A 13579-nucleotide genomic window follows, 5' to 3' on the forward strand; every position below is an offset into this window, starting at 1 on the left:
CCGCGCCCGCCGCGGTCACGCCGGTCAGCTCCCGCAGGGCGAGGGAGTCGACCGAGACCACGGCCGCGCCCGACTCGTCGCACGCGACCAGACGCACCGCCGAGCCCGTACGCGACAGCCGCACCCGCAGCACCCGCGCGCCCGAGGCATACACCTGCACACCCTCGAACGCGAACGGCACCCGCGGCCCACCCGACCCCTCGGTGCCGGGCAGCAACCCGATCGGATGCAGCGCGGCGTCCAGCAGCGCCGGGTGCACACCGAAGCGCGCCGCCTCCGTCGCCACCTCGTCCGGCAACGCCACCTCGGCGTACACGTCCTCGCCGCCCGTCCACACCCGGCGCAGCCCCCGGAACACCGGCCCGTACGACAGGCCGTGCTCCGCCAGCGTCGGGTACCAGCCCGCCACGTCCACCTCGACGCCGTCGACCGGCGGCCACTCCCCCACGCCCGGCTCGCCGGCCGACGCCGGCTCCAGCACACCCTCCGCATGCCGCACCCAGTCGGCCTCCGGATCACCCTCGGACTGCGAGTGCACCGCCACGACCCGGGTGCCGGACTCATCGGCCGCACCGACGCGCACCTGCACCCGCACCGCGCCGGACTCCGGCAGCACCAGCGGCGCGGCCACGGTCAGCTCCCGCACCCGCGACGCGCCCACCTCGTCGCCTGCCCGGACCGCCAACTCCACCAGAGCGGCACCGGGTACGACCACCACGCCGGACACGACGTGGTCGGCGAGCCACACGTGCGTCGACACCGACAACCGGCCCGTCAGCACCACCATGTCCACACCGGCCACTGAGACCGCCGCGCCGAGCAGCGGGTGCCCGGCCACGCCGAGGCCCGCCCCGGACACGTCGGCGGCACGCGCCTGGCCCGCGCCGAGCCAGTACCGCTGGTGCTGGAAGGCGTACGTCGGCAGGTCGACCCGGGCGGCGCCGGCGTCGGTGAACCACTGCGTCCAGGTCACCGGGACACCGTGGACGTGCAGGTCGGCGAGGGCGTGCAGGAGTGCCTGCGGGGCGGGCCGGTCCCGGCGCTGGACGGCCACCGCGAGCGCGTCCTCGGCGAGCAGGTCGGCGTTCATCGCGGTCAGGACGCTCTGCGGGCCGATCTCCAGGAAGGTGTCGACCCCGGTGGCCCGCAGGGCGGCGATGCCGTCGGCGTAGCGGACGGCCTCCCGCACGTGCCGCACCCAGTACTCGGCGCGGGTGATCTCCTGCGGGTCGGCGAGCGCGCCGGTCAGGTTCGACACCACCGGCAGCAGCGGCGCCCGGAACGTCAGCCCCGCCAGGACGGCGCGGAACTCGTCGAGCATCGGCGCCATCAGCGGGCTGTGGAACGCGTGGCTCACCGTCAGCCGGCGAGTGCGCACACCCCGCTCCCGCCAGACCCGCTCCACCTCGTCCAGGGCCTCGACGGCACCGGAGACGACGACGGCGGTGGGCCCGTTGACGGCCGCGATACCGAGGCGGTCAGTCATCCCGGCGAGAGACTCCGCCACCGCAGCCTCGTCAGCGGCCACGGCCAGCATGCCGCCGCCCGTGGGCAACGCCTGCATCAACCGACCCCGCGCGGCCACGAGAGCGCACGCGTCGGCCAGGGACAACACCCCCGCCACATACGCCGCCGTCACCTCACCGATCGAGTGACCAGCCAGCATGTCCGGCACGACCCCGAACGACTCCACCAGACGGAACAACGCCACCTCGACCGCGAACAACCCGGCCTGCGTGAACACCGTCTGATCCAGCAACCCCGCCTCGGCGGAACCCGACGACGCGAACAGCACCTCCCGCAACGGACGCGGCAGCAACGGATCGAGCTGCGCGCACACCTCGTCCAGCGCGGTCGCGAACACCGGGAACCCGGCGTACAACTCCCGGCCCATCCCGGCGCGCTGCGCGCCCTGGCCGGAGAAGAGCACGGCCAGCTGCGTACGCGTCGCGCCCGTGCCGGTGACCACGGTGGCGGCCGGCTCACCGTCGGCGAGGGCGCGCAGCCCGGCCAGCAGTTCGTCCCGGTCCGTCGCGGTGACCACCGCGCGGTGCTCCATGACGGCCCGGCTGACGGTCGACGACCAGCCGACGTCGAGGGGGCGCAGTTCCTCGTCGCCGGCGATCCAGCGGGCCCAGCGCTCCGCCTGGGCCGCGACGGCGGCCTCGGAGCGGGCCGACAGCAGCACCGGCGACGGCAGCTGCCCGGCGGTGGGCGTCGGCGCGCCCTCGCCCCGGGTCGGCTCCGCCTCGGCGGGCGGCTGCTCGATGATCACATGCGCGTTCGTGCCGCTGACGCCGAACGACGAGATCGCGGCGCGACGGGGCCGGCCTGCCGCAGGCCAGTCGCGGGCCTCGGTGAGCAGGGAGACCTCCCCGGCGCTCCACTCGATGTGCGGGGACGGCTCGTCGACGTGCAGCGTCGACGGCAGCACGCCGTGCCGCATCGCCATGATCATCTTGATGATGCCGGCTGCCCCGGCGGCGGCCTGGGTGTGGCCGATGTTCGACTTGACCGAGCCCAGCCAGAGCGGCCGGTCGGCGGGCCGGTCCTGCCCGTACGTCGCCAGCAGGGCCTGCGCCTCGATCGGGTCGCCCAGGGTCGTGCCGGTGCCGTGCGCCTCGACGGCGTCCACGTCGGCGGCGGTGAGCCGCGCGTTGGCCAGCGCCTGACGGATCACGCGCTGCTGCGACGGGCCGTTCGGGGCGGTCAGACCGTTCGACGCGCCGTCCTGGTTGACGGCAGTGCCACGCACGACCGCAAGCACGCGGTGCCCGTTGCGCTGCGCGTCCGACAGGCGCTCCACCAGGAGCACGCCCACGCCCTCGGACCAGCCCGTGCCGTCCGCCGACGCCGCGAAGGACTTGCACCGGCCGTCGGCCGACAGGCCCCGCTGCCGGGAGAACTCGATGAACGTCCCGGGCGTGGCCATCACCGTCACGCCGCCGGCCAGGGCGAGGTCGCACTCGCCGCCGCGCAGCGCCTGCACCGCCAGGTGCAGCGCGACCAGCGACGACGAACACGCGGTGTCCACGGTCACCGCCGGGCCTTCGAGCCCGAACGTGTACGCCACCCGGCCGGACAGCACGCTGCCGGAGGTGCCGGTGCCGAGGTAGCCGCCCACGCCCTCGGGCAGGTCCTGCACGCCGGAGGCGTAGTCGTGGTACATCAGGCCGGCGAAGACGCCGGTCCGGCTGCCGCGCAGCCGCGACGGGTCGAGGCCGGCCGACTCGAACGTCTCCCAGGACGCCTCCAGCAGCAGCCGCTGCTGCGGGTCCATGGCGATCGCCTCGCGCGGCGAGATGCCGAAGAAGTCCGGGTCGAACTCGGCGGCCCCGTACAGGAAGCCACCGTGGCGGGTGTACGACGTCCCGGGGTTGTCCGGGTCGGGGTGGAAGAGCCGGTCGAGGTCCCAGCCCCGGTCGGTGGGGAACTCGCCGATGCCGTCGGCGCCGGCGGCGACCAGGTCCCACAGCTGCTGCGGGTTCGTCACGCCACCCGGGTAGCGGCACGCCATGCCCACGATGGCGATCGGCTCGTCGACGGTTGTCGCCCGCACGGCCTGCTGCTGCGCGGCGACCTGGCCGGACAGCTGCTCGTAGAGGTGCTCCGACAGGGCGCCGGGGGTCGGGTAGTCGAAGACGAGTGTCGACGTGAGTCGCAGCCCGCTCGCGCTGTTGATCCGGTTGCGCAGCTCGACGGCGGTCAGCGAGTCGAAGCCCAGCTCCCGGAACGCCCGGTCCGCCGGCACCGCCTCGGCGCCGCCGTGGCCGAGGACCTGCGCGATCATTCCGCGCACCAGCAGCGCCACCTGCGTACGCGCCTCCTGCGGGTCGAGGCCGGCCAGCCGGTCGGCCCACGCGCCAGTGCCGGAGCGGCGGCGCTTCGCGGCCGGTCCCACCAGGCCCCGCAGCATCACCGGCACCCGGCCGGCGGCGGTCTGCGCCCGCATGGCGGGCAGGTCGACCACGGCCGGCACCAGGGCCGCGCCGCCGTGGGTCAGGGCGGCGTCCCACAGCCCGAGCCCGACGGGGGCGGTCATCGGGACCAGGCCGGCCCGGGTCACCCGGGCCCGGTCGGCGTCGTTGATCGACGCCGCCATGCCGTCGGTGTCCCACATGCCCCAGGCGAGGCTGACGGCGGGCAGCCCGCGCTGCGCCCGCAGCACGGCGAGGGCGTCCAGGAAGGCGTTGCCGGCCGCGTACGCGGCCTGGCCGGGAGAGCCGAGCACTCCGGCGACGGAGGAGAAGAGCACGAAGAGGTCGAGGTCCAGCTCGGCGGTCGCCTCGTGCAACCACCAGCCCGCCGTGACCTTCGGGGCAAGCACGTCCGCCAGCCGGTCGGCGGTGATCCCGCTGACGATGCCGTCGTCGAGGACGCCGGCGGTGTGGACCACCCCGGCCAGGCGGTCGTCGGCGGTGATGGACCGGACCAGCTCGCCGACGCGCTCGCGGTCGGTGACGTCGGTGGCGACCACCCGGGCGGTCGCGCCCAGCGCGGCCAGCCGCCGCACCAGTTCGTCGGCGCCGGGGGCGGCCGGCCCCTGCCGGGACACCAGCACCAGCGAACGCACGCCGTACGCGGTGACGAGGTGTTCGGACACCAGGGCGCCCAGCGATCCGGTGCCGCCGGTCACCAGGACGGTTCCCCCGCCGAGGGCCGCCGGGGTGCGCGCGGCGCCCGTGGCGCGGACCAGCCGCGGCAGGTACGCCGTGCCCGACCGCACCGCGACCTGCCCGCCGAGGGCGGGGCCGTCGGCGACGGCGGCGAGCAGGGCCAGCAGGTCGGCGTCCAGGTCGGTGCCGGGTTCCAGGTCGGCCAGCACGATCCGGCCGGGGTGCTCCGACTGGGCCGAGCGCAGCAGGCCCCAGACCGCCGCCCCCGCCAGGTCGGTGACGCGGTCGTCGGCGCCGGTAGCCACCGCGCCGCGGGTCACGACGACCAGCCGCGAGTCCGCCAGCGGCCCGGCCGCCAGCCACGCCTGCACCACGCCGAGGACGTCCGCCGTGACGGAGCGCACCGCGTCGGGCACGTCCGCCCCGGAAGGCGCCGGGGTGACGGGCAGCAGCAGCGCCGCCGGGCCGGTGCCGTCCGTCGCCGCCGTGGTCAGATCGGCGACGCCGGCGTACGCCGGAAGCTGCGGGGCGCCGTCGAGCGGACGCCCACCGAGCACGACCCAGCCGTACGCGCCGTCGGGCGCGGCGATCTGCTCCGGCTGCCAGGAGACCTCGAACAGGGATCGGTACGCCTCGTCCGGCGCGGCCGCCAGGCCGGTCATCTCGCGCAGCGTCAGCGAGTCCACCGACACCACGGGCACGCCCGTGGTGTCGGTGGCTACCAGCCGCACCGAGCTGCCGGAGGCGGTGAGGCGGACCCGGAGCGTCCGGGCGCCGACGGCGTGAACCTGCACCCCCTCGAACGCGAACGGCACCCGGGGACCGCCGCCCGCCTCGTCGGCGGGCAGCAGCCCGACAGGGTGCAGGGCGGCGTCCAGCAGCGCCGGGTGCACCCCGAAGCCCGCCGGATCACCGGCGAACTCGTCGGCGAGGGCGACCTCGGCGAACACCTCGCCGTCGGCGGTCCACGCCCGGCGCAGGCCCCGGAAGACCGGCCCGTACGCGAGCCCGTGCTCGGCGACCGTCGCGTACCAGCCGGTGACGTCCACCTCGGACGCGCCGGGCGGCGGCCACGCGCCAAGGGTGGGCTCGTCGACCGTGGGGGCGTCGACGAGGCCGTCGGCGTGCCGGGTCCAGCCCGACTCGGGGTCGTCCTCGGACTGCGAGTGCACGGTCACCGACCGGCTGCCGGTGCCGTCGACGGGACCGACCCGGACCTGCACCCGTACCCCGCCGCCGGTGGCGGGCAGCACGAGCGGGGCGAGCACGGTCAGCTCACGGACACGGGAGGCACCGACCTCGTCGCCCGCCCGGACGACGAGGTCCACCAGGGCGGTGCCCGGCACGACCACGGCGCCGGAGACGACGTGGTCGGCGAGCCACGGGTGCGTCGACACCGACAGCCGGCCGGTCAGCACCACCATGTCCTCGCCGGCGACCGACACCGCCGCGCCGAGCAGCGGGTGCCGCGCCACGCCGAGGCCGGCCCCCGAGACGTCGGCCGACCGGCCGGCCGGCGGCAGCCAGTACCGCTCCCGCTGGAAGGCGTACGTGGGCAGGTCCACCCGCCGCGCGCCGGTCTCGGCGAACCACGACTGCCAGGTCACCGGCACGCCGTGCACGTGCAACTCGGCCAGGGCGTGCAGCAACGCCTGCGCCTCCGAACGGTCACGGCGCTGCACAGCCACCGCCAGCACGGCCTCGTCATCGGCGAGCAGGTCGGCGTTCATAGCGGTCAGGACGCTCTGCGGGCCGACCTCCAGGAACGTATCCACACCGGCAGCCCGCACGGCGGCGACCCCGTCGGCGTACCGCACAGCCTCGCGCACGTGCCGCACCCAATACTCCGGCGTGCAGATCTCGTCACCGGCCAGGGCACCGGTCACGTTCGACACGACCGGCAACAACGGCGCCGCAAACGCCAACCCGCCCAGAACCGTACGGAACTCGTCGAGCATCGGCGCCATCAACGGGCTGTGGAACGCGTGGCTGACGGTGAGCCGGCGGGTACGCACCCCCCGATCCCGCCAGGCCCGCTCCACCTCGGCCAGGGCCTCGACGGCACCCGACACCACCACTGCGGCAGGCCCGTTGACCGCCGCGATACCGACCCGATCGGTCAGCCCCGCGACCGACTCCGCCACGGCCGCCTCATCAGCGGCTACGGCCAGCATCCCGCCACCGGTCGGCAACGCCTGCATCAACCGACCCCGCGCCGCCACGAGGGCGCACGCATCCGCCAGGGACAACACACCCGCGACATGCGCCGCCGTCACCTCACCGATCGAGTGACCGGCCAGCATGTCGGGAACAATCCCGAACGACTCCACGAGGCGGAACAACGCCACCTCGACCGCGAACAACCCGGCCTGCGTGAACACGGTCTGGTCCAGCAGCTCCGCCTCGGAGGTGCCCGCCTCGGCGAACAGCACCTCCCGCAGCGGGCGCGGCAGCAGCGGGTCGAGGTGTCCGCACACCTCGTCCAGCGCGGCGGCGAACACCGGGAAGGCCCCGTACAACTCCCGGCCCATCCCGGCACGCTGCGCACCCTGACCGGAGAACAACAGCGCCAGCTGGCCGCGCTGGCCGCCCGGGCCGGTGAGCACGCCGGCCGAGGCCTCGCCCGCCGACACGGCTTCGAGGCCCGCCAGCAGTTCGTCCCGGCTCGTCCCGGACACGACGGCCCGGTGCTCCAGTACGGAGCGCGACGCCACCGAGGACCACGCCACGTCGAGCGGGCGCGGGGCCTCGGTGCCGCCGAGCCATTGCGCCCAGCGGCCGGCCTGCGCCGACAGCCCGGCCGCGTCGCGGGCCGACAGCAGCAGCGGCAGCACCGCCGGCACCCGGGACGGCTCGTCACCGGTGACCGGCTCGTCGCCGTCGGCCGGCTCGTCCGCGTCGGTCGGCGCGGACGGCTGCTCCAGGATCAGGTGCACGTTCGTACCGCTGATGCCGAACGACGACACGGCGGCCCGGCGCGGCCGGTCCACCGCCGGCCAGGGGCGCGCCTCGGTGAGCAGGGAGACCGCGCCGGAGGACCAGTCCACGTGGGGGGTCGGCTCGTCGAGGTGCAGGGTCCGCGGGAGCAGGCCGTACCGCATCGCCTGCACCATCTTGATCATGCCAGCGACGCCGGCCGCGGCCTGGCTGTGGCCGATGTTCGACTTGATCGAGCCGAGCAGCAGCGGCCGGTCGGCGGGGCGGCCCTGGCCGTAGGTGGCCAGCAGCGCCTGCGCCTCGATGGGGTCGCCGAGCGTCGTTCCCGTGCCGTGCGCCTCGACGGCGTCCACGTCGGCCGTGGTCAACCGGGCGTTCGCGAGGGCCTGCCGGATCACCCGCTGCTGGGCGGGGCCGTTGGGGGCGGTGAGGCCGTTGGACGCGCCGTCCTGGTTGACGGCGCTGCCGGCGAGCACGGCGAGCACCTGGCGGCCCTGCCGCCGGGCGTCGGAGAGCCGCTGGACCAGCAGCACGCCGACGCCCTCCGACCAGCCGGTGCCGTCGGCGTCGGCGGCGAAGGACTTGCAGCGACCGTCCGGGGCGAGGCCGCCCTGGCGGGAGAACTCGACGAAGGCACCGGGGGTCACCATGACGGTGACGCCGCCGGCCAGCGCCATGTCGCACTCGCCGCCGCGCAGCGCCTGAGCGGCAAGGTGCACCGCCACGAGGGAGGACGAGCAGGCGGTGTCGACCGTCACCGCCGGGCCCTCCAGCCCGAAGGTGTACGACACGCGGCCGGAGATGACGCTGTGCGCGCCGCCGGTGAGCTGGTAGCCGGCCAGCTCGGCCGGTGTGTCGGTGGTGCCGTAGCCCGACGGGGAGGCGCCGACGAAGACGCCGGTACGGCTGCCGCGCAGCTCGTCCGGGTCGATGCCGGCCTGCTCCATGGCCTCCCAGGACGCCTCCAGCAGCAGGCGCTGCTGCGGGTCCATGGCGACGGCCTCGCGCGGCGAGATGCCGAAGAAGCCCGGGTCGAAGGTGGTGGCGCCGTCGACGAAGCCGCCCTCGCGGGTGTGCGAGACGGGTTGCCCGTCGGCGTCGACGGCCAGCAGCCGGCCCATGTCCCAGTGCCGGTCGTCGGGGAAGCCGCTGATGCCGTCGCGCCCGGTGGCGACCAGGTCCCACAGGTCGTCCGGGTTGGCCACGCCGCCCGGGTAGCGGCAGCTCATACCGACGATGACGATCGGGTCGCCGTCCACCGGCCCGGCGGGGCCCCAGGCGGTCACGGTCTCGACCTCGTGCAGGCGCAGCGTCACCGACAGGTGGTCGGCGAGGGCGGCCGGGTTCGGGTAGTCGAAGACCAGGGTGGTGGGCAGGGTGAGGCCGGTGGCGGCGCCGAGCCGGTTGCGCAGCTCGACGGCGGTCAGCGAGTCGAAGCCGAGTTCCTTGAACGCCCGGCCGGCCTTGACCAGGTCCGTGCCGGAGTGGCCGAGCACGGCGGCGGTGTGCGTGCGTACGAGGTCGGTCAGGTGGCGGTCCTGCTCGGCGCGGGGCAGCGTCAGCAGGTGCTGGCGCAGCCCGCCGCCGGCGGCGTCCTCGGGCTCGGCGTCGACCACGCGCAGGGCGTCGCGCGCCTCGGCGACGTCGTCGAGCAGGGGGCGGGCGCGGGCGGCGGCGAACGCCGGGGTGAACAGGGACCAGTCGACGTCCGCCACGGTCACCGACGGCACGGCCCGGCCGACGGCGCTGCGCAGCGCGTACACGGCCTGGGCCGGCGACATCGGGCTGAGGCCACGGCGGGCCAGCAGTTCCTGGCCCTCGCCGCTGGCCATGCCGCCCTCGGCCCAGGGGCCCCAGGCCACGGCGGTGGCGGCCAGGCCGCGGGCGCGGCGCCGCTCGGCGAGGGCGTCGAGGAAGGCGTTGCCGGCGGCGTACGCGGCCTGTCCGCCGCTGCCCCAGATGCCGGCGATGGAGGAGAACAGCACGAACGCGTCGAGCGGCCGGTCGCCCAGCAGCTCGTCCAGGTGCACGGCGCCGGCGATCTTGCCGTCGAGCACCCCGGCCAGCCCGGCGAGGTCGGTGTCGACCAGCATGGTCAGCTGGCCCACCCCGGCGGCGTGTACCACCGCGGTCAGCGGCGCCGGGTCGGCGTCGACGTCGCGCAGCAGTGCCTCGACGCGGGCGCGGTCGGCCATGTCGGCGGCGACCAGGGTCACCCGGGCGCCGAGCCCGGTCAGTTCGTCGCGCAGCTCGGCCGCCCCGGGGGCGTGCTCGCCGCGGCGGCTGGTCAGCACGAGGTGCTCGGCCCCGTTGGCCGCCGCCCAGCGGGCCACGTGCGCGCCCAGCGCGCCGGTGCCGCCGGTGACGAGGACGGTGCCGGACGGCTGCCAGCGGTCGACGGCGCCGACGGCCGCCGGCGTGGCACGCACCAGTCGCCGTACGAAGACGCCGGAGGGTCGTACGGCCACCTGGTCCTCGGGGCCACCGCCGGTGAGGACGCCCACCGCGTGGTCCCAGTCGCCGCGCCCGGGCGCGTCCGGCAGGTCGACCAGGCCGCCCCAGAGCTGCGGGTGTTCCAGCCCGGCGACCCGGGCCAGGCCCCACAGCCCGCCCTGGGCGACGCTGCGCACCGGGTCGGTGTCGCCGGTGCCGACCGCGCCCCGCGTGAGCATCCACAGTGGTGCCGTGACGTCGGCGGCGTGCAGGGCCTGCACCAGCGTCATCGTGGCGGCCGTGCCGAGCGGCACCGCCGGCCGGCCGGGGTGGGGCCGCTCCAGCAGGCCCAGCAGGGAGACGATCCCGGTGAACGGGGCGTTCCCCACGGCCTGGGCCACCCGCGACGTCACCTGGTCGCGCTCGGCGAGCGGGTCCACCGCCAGCCGGGACACCTCGCCGCCGGCGGCGCTCAGCGCCCCTGCGAGCGCCCCGGCCCACTCGGTCGTGGCGGCGTCGTCGGCGGGCTCCACGAGCAGCCAGCGGCCCGACGGGGTGACCGGTGCGGGGGCGGCGGTCCGCTTCCACACCACCCGGTACGACCAGCCGTCGACGACGGCGTCCCGCAGCCGCGCCCTGCGCCAGGACGACAGCACCGGCAGGGCCGGGGCGAGCACGTCCAGGGCCGCGCCGTCGACGCCGATCTGCGCCGCGAGCGCCGCCACGTCGGAGCGCTCGACGGCCGACCAGAACTCGACGTCCACCACGTCCGGGCTGACCGGGCCGGTGGCCGAGGCCGGCATCTGCTCGGGCCAGTAGCGCTGCCGCTGGAACGCGTATGTGGGCAGGGCGACCGGGGTCGCTCCGGTGCCGGCGTAGAGGGCCGCCCAGTCGACGGGTGTTCCGTTGACGTGCAGTTCGGACAGGGCGGCGAGCAGGGCCCGCGACTCGGGGCGGTCGGCGCGCAGGGCGGGTACGGCGACGACCGGGGTGTCGTCGTCGGCGTCCGCCGGCTCCCGCCCGCTCAGCACGTCCCGGGTCATGGCGGTCAGGACGCTGCGCGGGCCGATCTCCAGGAACGTGTCCACCCCGGCGGCGCGCAGCGCGGCGACCCCGTCGGCGAAACGCACAGCCTCCCGGACGTGCCGCACCCAGTAGTCGGCCGAACGGATCTCGTCGGCGTCGGCCAGCGCACCGGTCACGTTCGACACGACCGGCAACGCCGGCGCCTCGAACGTCAACCCGTCCAGGACCACCCGGAACTCATCCAGTATCGGCTCCATCAACGGACTGTGGAACGCATGACTCACCGACAACCGGCGCGTCCGCACACCCCGCCCACGCCAGACCCGCTCCACCTCGTCGAGCGCCTCCACCGCACCGGAGAGCACCACCGACGTCGGCCCGTTGACCGCCGCGACCCCCACACCGGTCACGCCGTCCAGCGTCGCCAGCACATCGGCCTCGGCCGCCGCGACGGCCAGCATCCCACCACCGGCCGGCAACGCCTGCATCAACCGGCCCCGCGCCGCCACCAACACACACGCATCCGCCAGCGACAACACCCCCGCCACATGCGCGGCCGTGACCTCGCCGATCGAATGACCGCCGACCAGGTCGGGGGCGACGCCGAAGGACCCGACGAGCCGGAACAGCGCCACCTCGACCGCGAACAGACCGGCCTGCGTGAACACCGTCCGGTCCAGCAGCTCCGCCTCGGCGGAACCCTCGGGTGCGAACAGCACCTCCTTGAGCGGGCGCGGCAGCAGCGCGTCGAGCTGTGCGCACACCTCGTCCAGCGCGGCGGCGAAGACCGGGAACTCCGCGTACAACTCCCGGCCCATGCCGGCGCGCTGCGCGCCCTGACCCGAGAAGAGCACCGCGAGCGGACCCCGGTCGGCGGCCTGCCCGGCGACCAGCGCGCCGGACGGCTGGCCGGCGGCGAGGGCGCGCAGCCCGGCCAGCAGCTCCTCGCGGTCGGTGGCGGTGAGCACCGCGCGGTGTTCCAGCGCGGAGCGCGACACGACCGACGACCAGCCGACGTCCACGGTGCGGAGGGCCTCGTCGTCCTCCAGCCACCGGGTCCAGCGGCCCGCCTGCGCGCCGAGCGCGGCCTCGGAGCGGGCGGAGAGCAGCACGGGCACCGCCGGCAGGGCGCTTGTGGGTGCCGGTCCGGCGTCGGCGGGCTCGACGGCATCCGGCGTCGGTGGCTCCTCGATGATGGTGTGCGCGTTCGTGCCGGAGATGCCGAACGACGACACGGCCGCCCGGCGGGGACGGTCGGTCGCCGGCCACGGCGTCGCCTCCGTCACCAGCGACACCTCGCCGGCCGACCAGTCCACCTTCGGCGTCGGCTCGTCGACGTGCAGGGTGGACGGCACCAGCCCGTGCCGCATCGCCATCACCATCTTGATCACACCGGCCACGCCCGCGGCGGACTGACTGTGACCGATGTTCGACTTGATCGAGCCGAGCAGCAACGGCCGGTCGGCGGGGCGGTCCCGCCCGTACGTGGCCAGCAGGGCCTGCGCCTCGATCGGATCGCCGAGGACGGTGCCGGTGCCGTGCGCCTCGACGGCGTCCACGTCGGCCGTGGTCAGCCGGGCGTTCGCGAGGGCCTGCCGGATCACCCGCTGCTGGGCGGGGCCGTTGGGTGCGGTGAGACCGTTGGACGCGCCGTCCTGGTTGACGGCGCTGCCCCGGATCACGGCGAGGATCGGGTGTCCCTTGCGCTGCGCGTCCGACAGCCGCTCCACCAGCAGGATGCCGACGCCCTCGGACCAGCCCGTGCCGTCGGCGGCGGCGGCGAACGACTTGCAGCGGCCGTCGGGGGCGAGCCCCCGCTGCCGGGAGAAACCCACGAACGGGCCGGGGGTGGCCATGACGCACACGCCGCCGGCCAGGGCCAGGTCGAAGTCGCCCTGCCGCAGCGCCTGGCACGCCAGGTGCAGGGCGACCAGCGACGACGAGCAGGCGGTGTCGACGGTGACCGCGGGGCCTTCCAGGCCGAGGGCGTACGCGATCCGGCCGGAGACGACGCTGGTGGCCGTACCGGTCAGCAGGTAGCCCTCGTCGGCGCCCTCGGCCTCGCTCTGCGGGCCCATGCCGTAGCCGTTGGCGGCGGTGCCGACGAAGACGCCGACCTTCTGCCCCCGCATCGAGGCGGGCGCGATGCCGGCGTGCTCGAACGCCTCCCACGACGTCTCCAGCAGCAGCCGCTGCTGGGGGTCCATCGCCACGGCCTCGCGCGGCGAGATGCCGAAGAACTCGGCGTCGAAGTCGGCCGCGTCGTAGAGGAAGCCGCCCTCGCGGGTCGTGGAGCGGCCGGCGCGGTCGGCGTCCGGGTCGTACAGGTTGTCCAGGTCCCAGCCCCGGTCCGTCGGGAAGCCGCCGATCGCGTCGCCGCCGGCGGCCACCAGGTCCCAGAGCTGCTCGGGGCTGGCGACGCCGCCCGGGTAGCGGCAGGACATCGCGACGATCGCGATCGGCTCCCGGGCGGCGGCGGTCAGCTGCTGGTTGAGCTGGCGGAGGCGGCCCGTCTCCTTGAGCGACGCGCGAAGCGCCTCGACGACCTTGTCTGCGGACGTAGACAT

At 75.6% G+C, this 13579-nt stretch carries 1 protein-coding gene; it reads right to left on the minus strand.

What is annotated here, in order from left to right:
- On the minus strand, positions 1-13579 hold a 13579-nt coding region (locus ABD52_RS16200; protein WP_047892366.1), incomplete at its 3' end, for a type I polyketide synthase.

It is taken from the genome of Micromonospora sp. RV43 (assembly GCF_001029515.1).
Taxonomy (GTDB): domain Bacteria; phylum Actinomycetota; class Actinomycetes; order Mycobacteriales; family Micromonosporaceae; genus Micromonospora; species Micromonospora aurantiaca.